The organism is Nostoc sp. XA010 (genome assembly GCF_020829625.1).
Lineage (GTDB): Bacteria > Cyanobacteriota > Cyanobacteriia > Cyanobacteriales > Nostocaceae > Nostoc.
Genome location: NZ_JAIVFX010000008.1, coordinates 75,506 through 95,654 on the forward strand (window position 1 = coordinate 75,506; position 20,149 = coordinate 95,654).

Annotated in this window: 14 protein-coding genes; 10 read left to right on the forward strand and 4 right to left on the reverse strand. The window is 40.5% G+C overall.

From position 1 onward, the window contains the following. Positions 1–282 precede the first annotated feature (282 nt). Both LC608_RS14205 and LC608_RS14210 read left to right on the forward strand, forming a co-directional pair. Positions 283–2,952 carry a carboxypeptidase-like regulatory domain-containing protein gene (locus LC608_RS14205; protein WP_229554167.1) on the forward strand — a complete coding sequence of 890 codons (2,670 nt, stop codon included), beginning with the start codon at positions 283–285 and terminating at the stop codon, positions 2,950–2,952. Positions 2,953–2,957: 5 nt separating this feature from the next. Beyond that, entirely contained in the window at positions 2,958–5,147 is a 2,190-nt protein-coding gene (locus LC608_RS14210; RefSeq protein WP_229554168.1) for a DEAD/DEAH box helicase, read from the forward strand. A 25-nt stretch (positions 5,148–5,172) separates the two neighbouring features. Here the strand turns inward: LC608_RS14210 and LC608_RS14215 are convergent, their stop codons facing one another. Both LC608_RS14215 and LC608_RS14220 read right to left on the reverse strand, forming a co-directional pair. Next, complete coding sequence (locus LC608_RS14215; protein WP_229554169.1) at positions 5,173–6,057, reverse strand: SMP-30/gluconolactonase/LRE family protein; 885 nt, start codon at positions 6,055–6,057, stop codon at positions 5,173–5,175. A gap of 191 nt (positions 6,058–6,248) precedes the next feature. Next, positions 6,249–7,187, reverse strand: coding sequence for an NAD-dependent epimerase/dehydratase family protein (locus LC608_RS14220; protein WP_229554170.1), 939 nt, complete (start codon positions 7,185–7,187; stop codon positions 6,249–6,251). A 298-nt stretch (positions 7,188–7,485) separates the two neighbouring features. Here LC608_RS14220 and LC608_RS14225 point away from each other — a divergent pair, with 298 nt between their 5' ends. The 8 genes from LC608_RS14225 to LC608_RS14260 all read left to right on the forward strand — a co-directional run bounded on the left by LC608_RS14225 (position 7,486) and on the right by LC608_RS14260 (position 14,470). Continuing rightward, positions 7,486–8,628 (forward strand): glycosyltransferase, encoded by a 1,143-nt coding sequence (locus LC608_RS14225; protein WP_229554171.1) that lies wholly within the window; start codon positions 7,486–7,488, stop codon positions 8,626–8,628. Positions 8,629–8,739: 111 nt separating this feature from the next. Continuing rightward, positions 8,740–9,495, forward strand: a complete 756-nt coding sequence (locus tag LC608_RS14230) for a sugar transferase (protein ID WP_229554334.1) — start codon at positions 8,740–8,742, stop codon at positions 9,493–9,495. Between the two features lie 500 nt (positions 9,496–9,995). Beyond that, positions 9,996–11,075 (forward strand): GDP-mannose 4,6-dehydratase, encoded by a 1,080-nt coding sequence (gene gmd / locus LC608_RS14235; RefSeq protein ID WP_229554172.1) that lies wholly within the window; start codon positions 9,996–9,998, stop codon positions 11,073–11,075. A gap of 23 nt (positions 11,076–11,098) precedes the next feature. Beyond that, positions 11,099–12,043 (forward strand): GDP-L-fucose synthase, encoded by a 945-nt coding sequence (locus tag LC608_RS14240; protein WP_229554173.1) that lies wholly within the window; start codon positions 11,099–11,101, stop codon positions 12,041–12,043. A gap of 72 nt (positions 12,044–12,115) precedes the next feature. Continuing rightward, the gene (locus LC608_RS14245) at positions 12,116–12,694 is read left to right on the forward strand and encodes a 5-formyltetrahydrofolate cyclo-ligase (protein WP_229554174.1); all 579 of its coding nucleotides are present in this window, start codon (positions 12,116–12,118) and stop codon (positions 12,692–12,694) included. Between the two features lie 88 nt (positions 12,695–12,782). Continuing rightward, positions 12,783–13,124, forward strand: coding sequence for a hypothetical protein (locus LC608_RS14250; protein ID WP_229554175.1), 342 nt, complete (start codon positions 12,783–12,785; stop codon positions 13,122–13,124). After that, entirely contained in the window at positions 13,121–13,306 is a 186-nt protein-coding gene (locus tag LC608_RS14255; RefSeq protein WP_229554176.1) for a hypothetical protein, read from the forward strand. Before LC608_RS14250 ends, LC608_RS14255 begins: the two co-directional genes overlap by 4 nt. A gap of 327 nt (positions 13,307–13,633) precedes the next feature. Next, on the forward strand, positions 13,634–14,470 hold the full coding sequence (locus LC608_RS14260) for a carbohydrate ABC transporter permease (RefSeq protein ID WP_229554177.1): 837 nt from the start codon (positions 13,634–13,636) through the stop codon (positions 14,468–14,470). A gap of 94 nt (positions 14,471–14,564) precedes the next feature. On the opposite strand, the gene LC608_RS14265 is transcribed toward LC608_RS14260, so the two are convergent. Together LC608_RS14265 and LC608_RS14270 are read right to left on the reverse strand one after the other, a co-directional pair. After that, the gene (locus LC608_RS14265; protein ID WP_229554178.1) at positions 14,565–15,218 is read right to left on the reverse strand and encodes a sugar transferase; all 654 of its coding nucleotides are present in this window, start codon (positions 15,216–15,218) and stop codon (positions 14,565–14,567) included. A gap of 679 nt (positions 15,219–15,897) precedes the next feature. Beyond that, positions 15,898–19,905 carry a hypothetical protein gene (locus LC608_RS14270; protein WP_229554179.1) on the reverse strand — a complete coding sequence of 1,336 codons (4,008 nt, stop codon included), beginning with the start codon at positions 19,903–19,905 and terminating at the stop codon, positions 15,898–15,900. Positions 19,906–20,149 lie beyond the last annotated feature (244 nt).

Genomic DNA, 20,149 nt, shown 5'->3' on the forward strand with positions numbered 1-20,149 from the left:
AAATTTTCAATAGCGATTTTTGTGTTTTTATGCTTACAAATAGTTAACTACATTTAGAGTAAATTTTCTGCCATTAGTTCTCACTCAGTTAGTTTTTTGAGACCAATGGTTAATCGGATTAATTTTGATTGGTCTTCATCAGATAGGCACTGTCTTAACCTTTCATAATCAATACGGTTAACACTAATTATTGTAGTCAAAATACAACATTCATTGAATTGTTTCAACTACTAAATTGCATTTACAAAGCAATTTAGTAGTTGAATTATACTCTTATAAAAAATGCAGACACAAAAGATTTGGCTATTAATACTGTTTTCTACTGTTGTATCGATAATACCTTTAAAGGTAGTTAGTCAATCTCCAGTTCCTCTATCTTCTCAAGTACAACCTTCACCATTACAGAGTGAGAGCATTGTTAAAGATTCATCTCCAAACGATTCTGATGCGGCTGTAACTTTAGCAGCAGCTAGATTTAAGGTATTTACTGTGGGATTGAATATAGGTAGTCGTAATATCAACCCTGGTCTACTGGTGCGTGGAGAAGAAGATGGAACAAAAGCGATTGATTTTGAAAATTGGCTGATTCCCTATGACGCTGTAATTGAAGCATTGAAGCTGAACGTAACTACTTTAAATGATGGTCGATTAGAAATCCGTTCTTCTGGAATTGTGACGCGTATAAACCCGAAAGACTTGCGTAACGATCCAGAATTGGGGTTAGTATTTTCCATCCAAGATTTACAAAAGCTGTTTGGCGTGAAATCACAATTTGATATTAATGAGTACGCCATTGTTTTAGATATCCCGTGGTTGAATCTAGATAACTCCAATAACTTTGATGATAGCGACATACCAGTTATATTGGAAGGCTTACCACTCCTCAAACCAGGCAAATTCAATATTGCAGCTCTTGAACAGAGGGTGAATGTTACAGGTAATGGAAGCTTTTCACCAAGTTACACTGGTGATTTTCAGGCTGTAGGTACAGCTTTTGATGGTTCTTGGTTTATCCGCTCAACTCAACCAAATTTACAAAATATCCGAACATGGAATATAGCTGAAGCCCAATTTTTGCGACAAACTGATCAAACAGATTATTTTGTTGGTTCTCAACCGACTTTTTGGCAAAGTCAGGGAACGGGAGATTATTGGGGATTTACCTTAATTGAACGCCAGGGGTTTACACCACCAGAATACTTCTATGCAGGTGCTTCAGATCCTCGCCAACGCTTGCAAGCGGCCTCCATTAGCAGGACAATTTCAGGAGAAGCCGAACCAGGAACTTTAGTGAGATTAGTCCAAGGCTTTGGCAATAAAGTTATTGCCGAAGTATTGATAGATTCTTCTAGAATTTATCGCTTTGAAAACATCAAGAATAAGAACGGAATTTATGGTAGTAACTACCGGGTTTTTCTATATCCCCAAGGAAGGCTAACTGCACCACCAGAAATTCGAGAAGCAACATCTTCCACAGTAGCAGGACAAATCCCCGCAGGTACTTCAGCCTGGGTTATTTCTGGGGGATTGCGCCGAAATTTAACTAATCAAAGTCTTGTAGGGAATTTTTCTGATTTTGGCGGGGGAATTTATAGACGTTGGGGTTTATCACAAAATCTGACAGTTGGTTTCGGTGGAGTGTATGATGAATCTTTAAAAGGGTTAGCAGAGTTATTTTGGCGACCTAATAATTTTCCTTTGCAAGTAGCCGTTTCTGCCTTGGCAGGTAATGAATTAAATCTAAATACAGATATCCGTTACAATCCATCTCCTAACCTCAGTGCTTCATTTATTAGCGATAAGTTTTCTAGTCGTTTTTATGCCGATTGGCGTGTTTTGCCAAATTTTAGCTTATTTACTACTGTTGACAGCCGTAGTGCTACTTCTGGCGGCATCCAGTTTAATTATAGTCAAGGAAATTTTTATACTTTTGGCCGCGCTAGTTTAGATACAGAAAATAATTTCCGTTGGTTTTTGTTACAAGGTCTTGGTAGAATCGCATTGAATCTGCAAGGTAATGAAATTGGTGCTTTATCAGAATTAACCTATAACCTTTCTGAGAATAGTACTTATAGTTATGGTCATGCCTTACTGCTTAATTATGAAACCCGTAGTCAAAATAGTAATGACAATTTGCTGACTTTAGGATGGAAGTACCGTTCTAAAGAAAGAGCCAGTGATGGTAATTATCTCTGGGAAGCTGAACTCGGTTATGGAATTGGTTCTCAGGGTAATGGCATACTTGCCTCGTTAGGAACAACAGTGTTACCCGGTATGATGCTACGGGGACGCTACCAAGCTGTATCTCTAACTTCCGATGAAAGTTCTTTTAGTTTAGAACTTGTCTCTAGCCTTGGTTTACAAAGAGGTTTGAGTGCCGGAGATAGGCATTCTCAATACTTCCGTACTCAAGGCGGTTTAATGATACAGCCATTTTTGGATAAAAATCAAAATGGTAAACTCGATCGGGGGGAAAGCATTTACACAGAGAATTCTGATTTGTTGCTGTTAGTAAATAACCAACCCATTAAGAGATTACAACCAAGTATTCAAAGCGATCGGATCAATATACGTCTCTACCCGGGAACTTATCGCTTAGATATCGATCCGGCAGGGTTTCCTGTTGATTGGCAAGCATCAACTGATGCCATTGCTGTAAATGTAGTTGCTGGTAGTTACACCAGTGTAATGATACCTTTGATTCGCTCCTATACTCTTTCAGGGGTTGTTACAGATGCCCAAGGTAATGCCATTGCTGGAGTCAGGGTAGAAGCTATACAACTAAGTACAGGGAAACGTCGTTTTTCCGTTACTAACAGTGCAGGAGTTTATTATCTGGAAGGGTTGCAACAGGGTGAGAATGAATTGCAAATCAACGGTAAATCAATAGGTAGTATAAAACTAGAAGAATCCTCAGAACCTTTGCAAGAGATAAATATCAAGCAACCCTAAAAAACATGAGCGATGCCTTTAGCCGACTTGCACCCTTCATCCAAGAATATATTTATCATCACCAGTGGACTGAATTACGACCAGTTCAAATTGCCGCTTGTCAAGTTATATTTGACACCGATGCTAATTTGCTAGTTACTGCTGCAACTGCTGCGGGTAAAACAGAAGCAGCTTTTCTACCAGTTTTGACTTTATTACATGCTAACCCTGCTGCAACTGTAGGTGTATTATATATTAGCCCCATCAAAGCTTTAATTAACGATCAATTTGAGCGCCTCAACGACTTACTTAAAGAAGCAGATATTCCAGTTTGGCACTGGCACGGTGATGTTTCTCAAACTCGAAAAAACAAACTTTTAAAAAATCCTCAAGGTATTCTACAAATTACACCAGAATCTCTAGAAAGCTTGTTAATAAACAAAAATAACGACCTCCTTCGCTTATTTGGTGATTTAAGATTTGTCATCATTGACGAGATTCACGCCTTTATGGGTTCCGAACGCGGTTGTCAAATTATTTGCCAACTACAACGTTTAGCAAAGTTGACGCAAAAGCAACCGCGCCGGATTGGTTTGTCGGCAACTCTTGGTGATTACTCAATAGCTGAAGATTGGTTGCGTTCAGGAACAGATAAGCTAGTGATTACACCGCAAACTGACGGCATAAAACGCCAAATTAAACTAGCTGTAGAACATTTTTATATTACTAATGAAGTAGATGAATCAAATGCCACAGCTTATGAAAAATATATTTTCAACCTCAGCCAATCTAGCAAATGCCTGATATTTGCTAATAATCGCACACAAACTGAATCTGTAATAGCATCTTTGCGACAAATAGCCACAGAACAAAGGCTACCAGATATATATCATGTACATCATGGGAGTATATCTGCTAGCTTGCGGCAAGCTGCTGAAAATGCGATGCGTGAACCTAACAATCCAGCAGTTACCGCCGCCACTCTAACTTTAGAATTAGGCATAGATATCGGTCATTTAGAGCGAGTTATTCAGTTAGAATCGCCCTTGTCTGTAGCTAGCTTTTTACAGCGCTTAGGACGTAGTGGCAGAAGAGGTGAAGCTGCTGATATGCGCTTTATCTGTGCTGAAGAGAAACCATTATCAGAAGCTTCTTTACCGGAGCAAATACCTTGGCAACTTTTGCAATCTATTGCTATCATTCAACTTTATTTAGAGGAAAAATGGATTGAACCAATCAGACCGATTAAATATCCTTTGAGTTTGCTTTATCACCAAACAATGAGTATTTTAACAGCAGCAGGGGGAATTTCACCTAATGCCTTAGCTAAACAAATTTTTAGCTTGCCGCCCTTTGCTGCTATTTTAAAAGAAGATTTTCAACTATTGCTCCGCTATTTAATTGATATTGGTCATATTCAGCATACTGAGCAAGGTAAATTAATCCTGGGTTTAGCAGGAGAAAAGATTGTGAGAAAATTCCAGTTTTATGCTGTATTTGCTGAACAGCAAGAATATATTGTTAAGCAAGGTGCAACGCAAATTGGTAGTATCGTCACGCCGCCTGCTGTTGGAAATCAATTTGCTTTAGCTGGGAGAACTTGGGAAGTCGTAGAAGTTGACTTTAAAAAGAAAGCTATTTTTGTTAAACAAGCCGAGGGTAAAGCTAGTATTTATTGGCGTGGTAGTGGTGGCACTATTCACACCAAAGTTTTACAACGAATGCAACAGGTTCTATTTGAAAATGTCGAGTACAGCTATTTGCAAAAAAATGCTTTGCAGCGTTTACGTAAAGTTCGCCAATTGGTGCAGCAGGTAGGATTAGATAAACAAAATATCTTGCAATTAGAAAAAGGTAAATGCTGCATTTTTCCCTGGATGGGTACGGTTGCTTATCGCACTTTAGAAAGATTACTCAACTTCTACTGTCGAGAATCCTTGGAAATTACAAGTATTGGTGGAGTAAATCCTTATTATTTAACAATTAAATTAGGCAAGGATAAATTTAAATATCTTTATCACGAAATTGCTTCATTGTGTGAGCAAAGAATTAGCTCCGAAGATTTACTCAGTACTTCAGAGGCACCGGAAATTCAAAAGTATGATCAATTTATTCCTCATCCACTTTTACGAAAAGCTTTTGCTAGCGATTCTTTAGATATGAGAGAACTTAAACAGCAAGTGTTGATGTGGAGAGGAGAAAACATAGCACAATAGTTAAATTATCTGTAGTCGAGAACCCCTATAATTCCTTAAAACCATAATTAGGTAATCCAGAAACATCAGTTTGGAGGGCAAACAAATCACCAGAGTGAAAACTTTTTTCGATCTCTGCCTGGCTTAATCCAACCGAAGCAGTAGTTATGTAGAGTGTTTGCAAATCTTCACCACCAAAAGTACAACTAGTTGGCACTTGCACAGGTACCTTTATCCGCAATATCTCTTCACCCTTGGGATTGAACCGAATTACACACCATCCATCCCACATAGCTGACCAAATATGTCCTTCACTGTCTATTGCCAAACCATCTGGATGGAAAGATTCATGAGTTAAATCAATAAAAATTCGACGATTACTAATGTTTCCTGTTATTGAATTAAAGTCATAAGCATATATTTTTTGCTGAGGAGAATCTGTTAAGTAAAATGTCTTTTGATCGGGACTCCACCCCAAACCATTAGAAATAGTCAATCCTGTTTCCATTACATGCAATGAACCATCATTGTCATAGCGATAGAGGCTAGCCTGTGGTTTTTCCAAAGAACACATTGAGCCAAACCAAAAACGCCCTTGAGGGTCACATTTACCATCATTGAAACGATTATCTGGTAGATTTCCTTCAATTTCTAAGATTGGGGTGACTTCACCTGTCTGGGTGTTGAGGAATGCCAGATGATGACGCAGTGCCATAATTAATCTATCTGCACCTGCTGTTGCGATCGCACCTACAACATCTCCCACATCAAAAAACAAGTCTTTCCCCGTGGCAGGATTGAACTGATGCACCCGATGGTTAAAAATATCGACCCAATACAGTAGGTTTTGGGTAGAGTCCCACATGGGGCCTTCACCTAAGCGGGCCCTGGCTCCTAGAATATTATGGAGTGGATATTGCAACTTGTTCATATTATTTATCAACCAACAGCAGTATTTACAAAAAGTAATTTTAGTGGTAATACGCAATAAAAATATTATTCCTATTCAAGTAAAACCTAAAGACGCGATGAATTGCGTCTTTCCCAGGTAAAAGAAAAGATTCTTTCTTTGGAATAAAGCTTAATATTCCCAACTTTTTAGATAAGTTGGGAATCTTTTTATTAAACAGCTTGTAAAATCTCCTCATCTACAGAAAAATCTACTTCAGCTTTGTCTTTTGCATTAGCCAAATAATCATTTTCCAAAGAGTCTTGTAATCCAGAAATTAAATCATATTCAGGATGCCAGTTTAATTCTGTTTGTGCTTTGTTCACCGAAGCAAAGAAATGCTGCACTCGCATCGGAAAAGCTTTGCGCTTGCCAAAATCAAACTTTTTCGGGTCGTAATGGACGATTTTTACAGCATCAGGTGATTTGCCAGCCGCTACAGCACTAGCACGGGCTAAACCATCAAAAGTGACAAAGCGATCGCCAGATATATTATAAATCTGTCCTATGGCTTGTTCATTACCCAAAACCTTAGTCATTGCTAGTGCCAAGTCTTTTACATGACCAAACTGGGTGATATGCAAGCCATTTCCGGGGATGGGAATAGGGCGATCGCGCACAATTCTATCAAAAAACCAACCTTCCAACTCATTATAATTACGAGGCCCGTAAATATAAGTAGGACGAATGGAAGTAAAAGGTAATCCCAATTGAGTCAGATAAGCTTCTGTTTCATGTTTACCCTTATGGCGACTTTTAGGATCTACTGCATCACCTTCTACATGGGGCAATTGGTCAGATTTGAGATAGACCCCGGCAGAACTCATATAGACAAAATGTTGCACTCGGTCTTGAAAAATCTCCGCCAGTGGTTGAGTATCAGTAAGTTCCCGCCCGTTATTGTCAAAAATGACATCAAAGTTTTCTTGTAATAACTTTGCCTTTAATTGAGTAGCATCAGTGCGATCGCCTATAATTTGTCCTACTCCCTCTAAAGAAGGTGCTGGCCGATTTCCCCGATTGAACAGCACCACCTCATGTCCTTGTTCCACTAATAGTTGAGTCAAATAGACACCAATGAACCGAGTACCACCCATAATTAAAATTCGCATAAATTCACCATTTCTATATCAGTTGTTGTCAAGGGAGTAGGGAGTGGGGAGTAGGGAGTAGAGGAAAAGCAGAGGAAACAGGGGAAGAATAACTATTGGTATTCCTTATTTCCCCATTCCCCATTCCCCACTCTCCACTCTGAGATTATCAGGTTGCAGCATCCATCTGGAACCTCTAAGGTAAGATTGCGTCTTATGTGCTAATCTGGGGCGCTTCCCGTTAATTAATCACAGGGGAAGACTTTTCAGTTAACGTCATCAAGTTGCCCTTTGTAATTTCAATTTATTCAAGTTAGCTGTGCCCTTGAAATATGCTCTGGTTCATGAGTGGCTGACACCCAAAGCCACCGGTGGTTCAGAACTCGTTGTACGAGAAATTTTGAATCACATTGATGCTGATTTGTATGCCCTGATCGATTTTGAATCCAGTAATCCTGAAAGTTATTTATATAAGCGTCAAATTGGCAAGACGTTTCTCCAGAACTTTCCATCTGCCCGCAACGGTATACAAAAATACTTGCCTTTGTGGCCTTTGGCAATTGAACAACTCGATTTACGGCATTATGACGTAATTTTGTCTTCATCCCACGCTGTTGCCAAAGGAATTCTTACCACTCCCGAACAGATGCATATTTGCTACTGTCACAGCCCTATGCGCTATGCCTGGGACTTGACTTTTGATTATCTGCGCCACAGCAAAATGGGTAGTGGTTTCGCTGGGTGGGTGACGCGGTATTTGTTACATCGTTTACGCCAGTGGGATGTATTGAGTGCCAATCGCGTTGATTACTTCATTGCCAACTCGCAGCATACAGCTCGGCGGATTTGGCGTTGCTATCGACGAGAAGCAACAGTCATTTACCCACCAGTGAATATTGCGGAATTTCCATTTCTGTCTGAGAAAGAGGACTTTTACCTGACAGTTTCCCGGTTAGTGAGTTACAAACAAATATCGTTGATTGTCAAGGCTTTTAATCAACTAAAACGACCATTAGTAGTCATTGGTACAGGAGATGAAATGAACAAGATTCGTGAAATGGCAAACTCTAATATCCAAATATTGGGATGGCAACCCGATAATGTGGTAAAAAAATATATGTCTAGGGCTAAGGCGTTTGTATATGCAGCTTGTGAAGATTTTGGTATCGCCCTAGTGGAAGCACAAGCCTGTGGCACGCCAGTGATTGCCTACGGTGCAGGGGGTGCTTTAGAAACAGTGCGAGATATTCGCTCTTGTGCGGATACAGGGACAGGTATATTCTTCAGGACGCAAACAGAGGCGGCTTTAGTGGAGGCAGTAGAAAAGTTTGAAGTGTATGAGGGTTCGTTCAGTTCCGAGTATATGCGATCGCACGCCGCGCAGTTCTCACCGCAAATTTTTGCAGATCGTTATCTAGATTTTGTAAACAAATGTAACGAAAAAAGACCATTTTTGCAATGATGGTCTTGAATAACGTTTTATTTTTTTAGGCTTTTGGCAATTTTCCCCAGAAGCACCTCATTTTGGCTTTAATATTGGGACTATGTGTGGTGTGGATTATTAAGGAGTATGATGACTGCCCAGAGCTCACTCCTCTCCGGCAAACGAGGCGTAAGGCAAGACACCAGAACGTCTACGCGTTTCTTAAAACGCGGTCAAAAAACGAAAACACCAAAAGTTAAACCAAAAGGTTTATCTTTTCAGGGTTTAAACGGAGAGTTTGCCAAACGACTGTTCGATATAGTGTTTTCGCTGTCGGTGTTAATTTTGTTCTTGCCCGTCTACTTAATTTTGGCCTTGCTGATTGCTTTCAGCTCAGAAGGCCCAATTTTTTATGTCCAGGAACGGGTAGGGAAAAATTATAAAACGTTTAATTGTATTAAATTCCGAACAATGGTAAGCAATGCTGACGAAATCCTCATGCAAATGATGGAAACATCGCCCGAATTGCGACAAGAATTTGAAAGCAGTTTTAAGCTGAAACAAGACCCCCGGATTACCGAAATTGGTCGATTTTTGCGAATTACTAGCTTAGACGAATTTCCCCAGTTCTGGAACGTTTTAAAAGGGGACATGAGTGTAGTCGGCCCCCGACCCTTGGTAGCAGAAGAACTGCCAAAATACGGTTCTTACATTGATGAGATTTTAACGATCCGTCCAGGAATTACAGGTTTGTGGCAGGTGTCTGGGCGTAATGATATTCCCTACCCTCGGCGAGTCCAAATAGACCTGCATTATGCTAGGTTTAGGAATCTCTGGCTTGATTTATGGATCATCTTGAAAACTGTTGATGTAGTCATTCTGCCTAAAAATAACGGGGCATACTGAGTAACTACTTAGGGTGAATTCTGTGGGGCAGTTAATGCCCCTAAATACTAACTTTATCCCTAAAACTAAATGATTGTTCTTCGTTATTTACATAGTTATCTATAATTTATGCGTTTCTACTTAACTTAGACTTATTTGAGTGTGTATCTGTGGTTTGCTTTGCTCTTATTTTGATTTTTGGCAAAAGTCTAATTTAAAATATTTATTTTATTTAGTCTTTATAAAACCTATTACATTATAAAGTTTTCACAAGCAAAGAACATATACAAAAAGAATCTTGATTTATATAGGAAAAGAAATATATATATTTAAACAATCTTGATATATCTAGGTTGAACTTACGTGTTAAATTACTTTTTATTAAGTATATCTATTTACGGAGAAAGTCTCTGAACAACAATAACTCGTATGTTTACCATTAGGCAATTAAGCAATTAGCTGCTAGGTTGTATCAGATTGGCTGTAACTTTTTAATCAAAGACAATAAGGGATAATTAAGCATGACGCAACAGAAACGAGCGTTGATTACTGGTATTACTGGTCAAGATGGTTCATATCTAAGTGAATTTTTGTTGGAACAAGGTTATGAGGTTCATGGCATTATTCGCCGGACTTCTACCTTTAACACAGACCGCATCGATCACATTTACGAAGACCCCCATAAAGAGGGAGTGCGGTTGTTTCTTCACTATGGTGACTTGACAGATGGTACGACGCTGCGACGCATTATAGAAGAAGTCCAGCCAGTAGAGATTTACAACCTAGGCGCTCAATCCCATGTCAGAGTAAGCTTTGATTCACCAGAATACACGGTGGATGCTGTCGGAATGGGAACGTTGCGTCTGTTGGAAGCAATTCGGGACTATCAACACCGTACCGGAATTCAGGTGCGATTTTATCAGGCGGGTTCTTCGGAAATGTACGGTTTAGTACAAGCAATACCTCAAACCGAGACAACGCCCTTTTATCCCCGCAGCCCTTATGCCTGTGCGAAAGTTTATGCCCATTGGCAAACTGTAAATTATCGTGAGTCTTATGATTTGTTTGCTTGTAATGGCATACTTTTTAACCACGAGTCACCACGACGGGGTGAAACCTTTGTAACCCGCAAAATTACTAGAGCAGTGGCTGGTATCGTTGCTGGTAAGCAGAAAAAAATTTACATGGGTAATCTAGATGCAAAGCGAGATTGGGGCTATGCGAAGGATTACGTTAAAGCAATGTGGTTGATGTTGCAGAAAGACCAGCCAGACGATTACGTAATTTCTACTGGTGAAACCCACTCGGTACGCGAGTTTTTGGAACTGGCATTTAGTTACGTAAATCTTAATTGGGAAGATTATGTAGAGTTTGATGAGCGTTACCTCCGTCCATCTGAGGTAGAGCTATTGATTGGCGATTCTACCAAAGCACGCCAGAAGTTGGGCTGGACACCATCAGTAACCTTTGAAGAACTAGTTTCCTTAATGGTAGAAGCAGATTTACAAGCATTGGGTCACACTTCACCCAATGGAAATGGTTCACAATTTCCATTAGATATTGCGACTATTCGTCAACAACTGGGCGCTTTGCACTTCTGATTCGCACCACAGAGGATAAAAATATGACCGGCTTAGAATTAAAAAATAAACGCATTCTTGTCACTGGTGGGTCGGGGTTTCTAGGTCGTCAGGTGATAGATCAACTGTGTAAAGCAGGGGCTGAACGTGAGAAGATTACAATCACGCGATCGCGTGATTGTGATTTGCGTGTTTGGGAAAATAGCCAACGCGCAGTTGACCAGCAAGACGTAATTATCCACCTAGCAGCTCATGTTGGGGGTATCGGTCTGAACCGTGAAAAACCCGCAGAGTTGTTCTACGATAACTTGATTATGGGAACGCAGCTAATTCACGCTGCCTATCAAGCTGGAGTAGAAAAGTTTGTTTGTGTTGGCACAATCTGCGCCTATCCTAAATTTACCCCGGTGCCATTCAAAGAAGATGATCTTTGGAATGGCTACCCAGAGGAAACCAACGCCCCCTACGGAATTGCTAAAAAAGCCCTTTTAGTCCAATTGCAATCTTACCGCCAGCAGTACGGTTTTAATGGAATTTATCTACTGCCAGTGAATTTATATGGCCCAGAAGATAACTTTGACACAGGAAGTTCTCACGTTATTCCAGCATTAGTTCGCAAAGTTCACGAAGCCCAAATTAAGGCAGAAAAGCAACTCCCAGTTTGGGGTGATGGCAGTCCCACTCGTGAATTTCTGTATTCAGAAGATGCAGCGCGGGGGATTGTTATGGGAACTCAATTCTATAACGAATCGGAACCAGTTAACTTGGGAACAGGTTATGAAATCTCCATCTTTGATCTAGTAACTCTAATCTGCGAATTAATGGAGTTTAAGGGTGAAATTGTTTGGCAAACTGACAAGCCTAATGGTCAACCCCGCCGTTGTTTAGATACTGAACGAGCAAAGGAAGCCTTTAATTTCACGGCTCAGGTGGGCTTTGAGCAAGGGTTAAAAAATACCATTGAATGGTATCGTCAGCACGCTGTATAACAATGTACTGGTGAGTGTAGAGTACTTAAGCTGGGCATCGCCCGGCTTATTTATTTGACGCTATAAATTTTCATGGACAAAGTTAATCATCAATTAAATAAAGCGGAACTACGGCGCACTCTACTTAAAGCTCGTCAATCAATGTCCGTTCAAGAGTGGAGAGAAAAAAGCGATCGCTTATGCTTTCATTTACAAAACTCTACTTTGTTTACCCAAGCAAAAACAATACTCGCTTATTTCAGCTTTCGCCAAGAACCCGATCTCAGTCCACTATTTGCAAACACCAAATACCGTTGGGGATTTCCTCGCTGCATTGATAAAAAATCCCTATCTTGGCATCTTTGGACACCGAGTGATTCTATCCAAAGCGGCGCTTATGGCATTACTGAACCACACCCCGACGCTCCAATCTTAGATCCGGCTGAAGTAGATTTGATTCTTGTCCCTAGTGTCGCTTGCGACTATCAAGGATATCGCTTAGGCTATGGCGGTGGATATTACGATCGCTTGCTCAGTTTACCACAATGGCAAACAAAGCCAACTATCGGAATTGTCTTTGAGTTTGCCTATTTGTCCAAAATACCTATTGAACTTTGGGATAAACCACTACAAGCTGTTTCTACGGAAACCGGATTGACTAGGAAAGGCTAAAGGATTCAGGATGCTGAACACACATCATCAAATGTTTTATTATTGATGATAGATTACGATAAAATTAATCAAATTCTAAAGTAAAGCCATGTCTGACTCAGTTCAGTATGTCACTAATGCAGAGGGAAGAAAAGTTGGAGTCCTGTTAGATTTAGAAACTTATCAACAGCTAACTAACTTATCTGTAGACTCGGAATTATTGATTGGTTTAAATCTAGATGAATTGCAAGCTTTGGCAGAAAGTTATTTATCTCCCAAAGCTCAGATACACTTACAAAAATTATTAATTAAAAATTCTGACAAATCATTGTCAGATGACGAAACTGAAACCTTAGACAGATTATTGGCACAAGTTGACCAATTAAATATTATTAAAACTAGAGCTAGATATACATTAAATATTTTTCAAAATAAACAGCAAGCAGCGTGAGTCCTTACATTCCTGTTGAATTACAAAATAAAATTCGCAGTAATTTTGGTGATTTGTGTGCTTACTGTCGCACTGCTGAAGCTTTAACAGTCACTACTTTTGAATTTGAGGATATCATTTCCTTGTCTGTGGGAGGGAAAACTGGAGAGAGAAAATCTATGCTTGGCTTGTCCATGTTGTAATCGTTATAAAGCAACTCACCAAACAGCAATTGACTCTAATACTCAGAATGAGGTTAAATTATTTAATCCACAACAGCAATTATGGGCAGACCATTTTATTTGAAGTGAAGATGCTACAGAAATTGTAGGACTTACAACCATTGGTAGAGCAACAATTTATAGTGTAAAAATGAATCGTCTGCAATTAACTCGTGTGCGGAAAATGTGAGTGAAAATGGGTGAGCATCCACCAAATATTTGAGCAAGTGCAAAATATTGAAAGCAAGTTGTAGCGTTATAAAGAAAGTTGTAATAAATATTTAGAGAACTGAAAAAGTTATTAATCAAATGCTGAACTGGAAAAAATCACGATGGCAAATTCTGCTGATGTATGCGCTATTGGGAGCGATCGCACTAGTGATGCTCTTTCCTTTACTGTGGCTAGTTAGTACAGCCTTGAAATCGCCTACAGAAAATATTTTGCAGTCGCCGCCACAGTTATTGCCTGCCTCACCTACACTAGATAACTTCGTTAGTGTGTGGAACTCTTTACCTTTTGGACAATACCTGTATAACAGTACTTTGGTATCAGTGCTGACTGTGGGCTTAAATTTGCTGTTTTGCGCTTTAGCTGCCTATCCGTTGGCAAGATTATCATTTGTCGGGCGAGACTGGATTTTTGTAGCGATCGTCTCTACGATTATGATTCCCTTCCAAATCGTGATGATTCCGCTTTATATTTTGACAGTCCAGTTGGGTTTGAGAAATAGTTATTTAGGAATGATTTTTCCGAGTTTAGCTTCTGCCTTTGGCATTTTTCTGTTGCGTCAAGCTTTTATGAGCGTACCCAAAGAGATAGAAGAAGCCGCGCGGATGGATGGCAGTTCCGAGTTAGGTTTGTGGTGGCATATTATGTTACCAGCAGTTCGCCCAGCATTGGTAACTTTAGCTATTTTTGTATTTATTGGTGCTTGGAGTGACTTTTTATGGCCTTTAATTGTCATCCAAGATGAAAATTTATACACTCTTCCCTTGGGAGTCGCAAAGCTAGCAGGTACATTTTCCCTTGACTGGCGGTTGGTAGCTGCTGGTTCAGTAATTGCGATCGCCCCAGTATTATTACTATTTTTATTTTTACAACGTTACATTGTACCCACAGAAACTGGTAGCGGGGTCAAGGGTTGAAGAATTAAAAAGTTAGAAGTCAGAACAAGAAAGTGGTAGATGAGGGAAAAATAATTAATGCCCAATGACAAATGACAAATGACAAATGACAAATTCAATAAGCCCCAGTCTTCTTCAAGACTACCCAAATAGTTTTAATAATCAGACTCAGGTCATAAGTTACAGACCACTTACGTTGATAATCTAGATCCATCTTGACAATGGTTTCAAAGTCTGTGATGCTAGAACGCCCATTAGCTTGCCATTCTCCAGTAATACCTGGTTTGACTCGCAATCTATCCCAGTGGTGTGGATCGTAATTGCTGACTTCATCAGGAGTGGGTGGACGAGTACCAACTAAACTCATGTCCCCTACCAGAACATTCCAAAATTGGGGAAATTCGTCTAAGCTAGTACGCCGCAAAAATTTACCCACAGGAGTAATGCGAGGATCGTCAACAGATTTAAAGATGTGACCTTTGGCTTGATTTTCGACCAAATGCTTGAATTTATCGGCATCGACGATCATTGAACGGAATTTCCAGATGCGGAAAGTTTTTCCGTTTAAACCACAGCGAATTTGGGAATAAAATATTGGGCTTGGAGCATCTATAAAAGTAACAATTGCTACAGGAATTGCTATGAAAAATGTAATTATCAGCCCCACAATCGCTCCAACAATGTCAATTAATCGTTTTCTCACGCTTAAGGTTGACGGGTGGAAAGGCTGTTGCGAGCAATTAACTGAATAAAGATAAAGATGATTCACAACGACTAACTTATCTACAATAGGACTTTTTGAATCAGTAGTGTAGACATGAACATAATTATTAAATGATTTTTATTGATTTTGTCAGTACTACTGAGTGTTAACATACGCAAAAATTAAGCAATATAAAAACCGAAAACCTAAAGTTTACAGAATCTTTTAATTAAGGTAGGAATTTGTAAAATTACAGTATCATCCCATAAGCTAAAAAAGCTAGTGTTATGGATATACATACAAAGCATTACATAGGACTTACGCAAAGGTAACGGAAAACCGAACCACAGAGGATGCAGAAATCACGGAGGAATGAGAGTTTGGAAGGGTTTTTGCGTAAGTCCTAACAGTGTTGAAAGTTAAAAGCTCATCAGGATGTGACTGACTCAGAAAGACACATGAATTTATCCCACTATTCTAATAATCTCTACTTCTTTTCGTAAAATGTGCTTAAAACCTTGATTTTTCGATTTCAGTTCTCAATAAGCTTAAGCTTTGTAGCACATATATTATTAGTGGGATAGGTTCATCCGTGATGTAAGTAAAGCGGTGTAAATACTTAAAGGTTTGTAGTCAGGACTTTAGTCCTAAAAGAAGGGCTAAAGTCCTGACTACGAAATCGATTACAATAATTTTACATTACTTAAAATAGTTCAATTTATTCGCACCGACTTACTTACTAATGTCAATGATTAACCTCTAAAGCGAAATTCACTAAGTATGCTTCCTCCAGTGATTGCTGATTACTAGCCTTGATTGCATCTAGATAGCGACGCAAAGACAACAGTTGTTGGGAGTTGGGACGATATGTGAGACTCCCTTGTTTTTCAAAAAGTGGTGCTGTAGCGATCGCCTGATAGTCAGGATTTTCTTGCGAACTCTGAGTCAGCCAAGCCGAATCTGTAACTGAAGGTATCAAACCCGAAGGCAGTTCACCTTCCAAAAAAGCCAGCAGACGTTGCTGACAAGTGCGAGTATTAATCCCACGACCCTCAAATAACTGGATAACTTCACCGAAAGATAAGGGTCGGTCTGGTAGCAGCCGCAGCAATTCTGTAAATAGGAAATAATCAGTGTATTGTTGCCTGGGTATATCTAATATCTGGGGATGCAAAGGCAGCATCGCCAAACCATAAGCAACGCGACTGCAATTAGGAGCACCGTTTTCGCCGAGATATAAATCTTGAATAATCTTAGCGCTGGGGAGTTTTTGCCGCAGCCAGCGATTCACCGTTCCGATACAAGCCACCCCACCAGTCAGGATAGCTTGATTAATGGATTCTGTGGGGATGCCAAGAGCTACCAATAACTTGTTGAGTTCTCGATTCAGACGACGCACAAAGGGGATAAATACTTGGCTTTCTAAATCTCGTCGCTGCAAAATCCACTGCTGATCGGCCAATTCTAAGGTAAAAGAGTCTTGGTGTTGCAAAATCAGCTTTAGAGCTAGTGCGGCATCTAATACTCCCTGTCCCAGCAGGGAACTTTCTAGACGCTGCTGGAGGCGAATCCGAGCGGTGATATCTGGCTCTCCGACTCTAGGTAGTTCTAATTCTTCCAACCCTAAACTCTGCCAACGCATTTGGTCTAAACCGGGAATTGACGGTTGCCATTGCCAAGGATTATTGGTAGTAGTTTTGTGATTGCCTTGGGTTTGTGGGCGTGATTGCCGAGATTTCGGTGGCAATAGCAACTGGCAGATTATATCTTGTTCAATTCCCTTACCAGCATAAGCAAAACTGTGGAGCATGAAATCATTGTATGTCAATTGCTGCAATGTTTCTGGGAGATTGACCAGCAGCATTTCTGTGGCGGTTGCCCCAATGTTAATCACAAGGGTATTGCCAACAATGGGATTTTCGCTGGTTTTTGCCGGATGAGAACCCTGATTTTGGCTTAATTTTACTTGCTCACCGTTAGGAGCATCGAGTTCTGGGAGTAAACTAGCGATCGCTTCTTCGACAAAAAAGACTTGCTGCGGATGTTGGATGAGTTTACTGGTGAGTAAAGCTGACCGCACGTTAAAGCGGTATTGTTCCGAGCAACTAGATGGACAGGTGCAAATTACACCAGCAATATTATTGATAATTTTGGGGAAATCTTGTTCGCTGATCCCCATAGCAGCAGCCATTAAACTAGGAGTGGTACAAGTTTTTTCAGATTTGAGGGTTAATAGTAGCTTAGAGAGCGATCGCACAACCCAAATCAAAGGGCCTGCCGAAAATTCATTTAATTGCAAAACAGGTTCCCATTTCTGCCGTTCACTCTTGTAGGGAATGGCTACTTGTAAATAAGGCTTCAACTGCGCCGAGTAGAGATTATTTATCGTCGCATCTGTTGTTGTCCGTGTTGCAGGAGTGGTGGCCGAGCGATCGGGTACTTTATCTTGGGCAACAGCCGCAGGTGTAGTCCGCTCATGTACTTCGATACTTTCGTTTTCTCCGTGGGGTACAGAAGCTGTAGGCAGATAAACCTCTGTTGGTAAACGAAATGATTGCTGAAAAGAAGTTGTTCCCGGCGGATTTTCTGCTGACCAGTAGATAGGATGTACAACAAAAGTAGAGCGATTTAATAATGCCGCAGAAATTCCTGTTGTACCTAAATCAATTCCTAAATACCAGACTGATTCTAGAACATTGAGCGATTCTGGATTGTTGATGGAGTTGGAAATTGGAGGTAAAGAACTTTCTTCAACAGGAGTAGTGATTTCCTTTTCTTGTTCAGTTTCTACCTGGGGAACTGCCAAACTAGAGAAAGCAGCAGTTGAGGTATTTTCTACTATTTGGAGATTTTCTGTTGGCGGCTCAGGGGAAGTTATGGGAATTATGTGTAGATTATCATCAAGTAGTTCTGAGAAAATATCCAAGTTGGTAGCTGGCTGCGACTCAGAATTTAGCTGTAGATCAAAATTAGCTAAATCCTGATCTAATTGCTGCAACTGTTCTTCATCTAAAGAAATATCAACTACCGCTGGAGCCTGGTTTGACTCAACACAAAGCAAGTTTTCTTGTGGCGAGGCAGCAATGTAGTCATCTGAAGACAGTTCTGGCTGATTATCGTTAATTAGTACTTCCGGTTTGGCAATCGCAATTTCCGCTACTTCGGGAGTAACTGGTGCTATAGTTGTGCCGTTATCCTCAGAAAATGACACTTCCAGCAGTTCCTGCTCATTACCTGTATCAGGCAATAGCTCAGTTAGAGTATTAATTGTATCAGTGCTAGCTGGCTGATTGCCGATCTCCAAGCTGTCTATTGCGGCAACTGCTTGTGGAGTAGAGCTAACAAGCTCTATATCTGTATCTTCTTCAAAAAATAGTTCTTCGTGTGAATCTGATAAAGCTGTATTTTCTACTGGAGTCTGTTGGGTTGTTTCTGGGTTAACGGTGCCCAGATCGAACAGATCCGTCGTATCTGCTGTTACAGCTTCAGAATCCACAGTCGGAGAGACAGATGCGCCCTCAGCAATGTTCAACGTTGATTCTGAGGCTGTGGAAACTTCAAGACTTGGATTATTAACATCACCAGTACCAAACAAGCTAGCGTAAAGTTGGTCTACTTCATCACCAATTAACGCGGAAATATCTTGCGGTAATTCAGTCTGCTGGGAAGATAGAGACGAATCTATACCAAGCTGCAACAGCGCTGCATCTAAATCTTCTGTAATGTCTGTAATGTTAGTATCCTGTTGCTTAGGATCAATTGTGAGCGAAGATGTTTCTGGCTGTATAAGCTCTAAGGGTTGGGGTGCAACTCCAGCAAAAATCTCGGTGGGGTCAGTTAATGATCCTGGTGTATCAGATTCGACCTCAAGGAAAGGCGGTTGGGAACTAGGGGATTGCTGCTGCAAATGCTGGGTCAAATTGTTGAGAAAGCTGGCCATCAACTGTTCGCCTTGCATCCCCTGACTATGCATTCTTGCCAATGCTTGCGACAGGGACTCGTGATAAGTATTAATGTTGCGTTGTAGTGCTTCAAATACTACATTTACAGTCCCATCTAGTGACAATAAACGTTGATCCAACTCCCTGGCCAGGTGAGTTAAACGTTCCGTAGGGTCTGGTGATTCTAATAACGGTTGAGTTGCAGAGATTCCTAGTTCTGAGTTTGCACTATTTGCTCCTGAAGTGGCGGAATTTTCCCGCGTCTGTGCTAGCTGTGGCGTTAAAGTTGGCACAAGACGACTCATGAGTACCTGTAAAAACTCGGTAATCATCTGCTCCTGGTTTGTCAACTGCTGCGCTAAGGAGTAATTTTGCAATCGCCTTTGCTCTAGCTGCCTAATTTCCTGTATGAGAGCGGCTCGCTCTTGCAAGAGCAATTCTAATTCAGATCGCAATGGCTGGATTAAGCTCGAAAATTCACTTTTTAATTGTCCTGCCCCAACAGTACTCTGTTCCTGATTGGATTCGGGCCGGGGTAGTGGATACTGATTATAACCTTGCTCAATAAATTTTGTTAATAAAGGCGATGGCTCTGTCGGCGATCGCGGTTCTTTAGAAGACTCATTTGGGATGCTATTCTCTAATGCTTCTTTTTCTTCTAGCCTTACCAAGAAGTTGCGAATTCGTTCTAAAACTTCTTTAGGCTCTTGCGCCTGACCAGACAGAAATCTAGACATACGCTTGCCACCACTGGCAAGTAAGTTGTCAATGTCTGCGATCAGCTTTTGAATTTCGTCTGCACTGGAAGTCACTTTTGTTACCTTACTTAGAGATGTATGTCAAATAATCTGACAATTACTTTACAATCACCGTACCCTTATGGGAAAGCAAGCATTGCCCATAGGAGAAGTTTTGAGTGGCAGAAGCCGCTTTCGACTTGTGACTGTCATTATGTTATGGATTACTGCGAGTCGTGGCAATCTTCAGTCAGCCTTTGTGTGAAAGCTTAGTTTTACAGATCATTAATTGCCTATTTTTGAAAATGGCTAAAATACC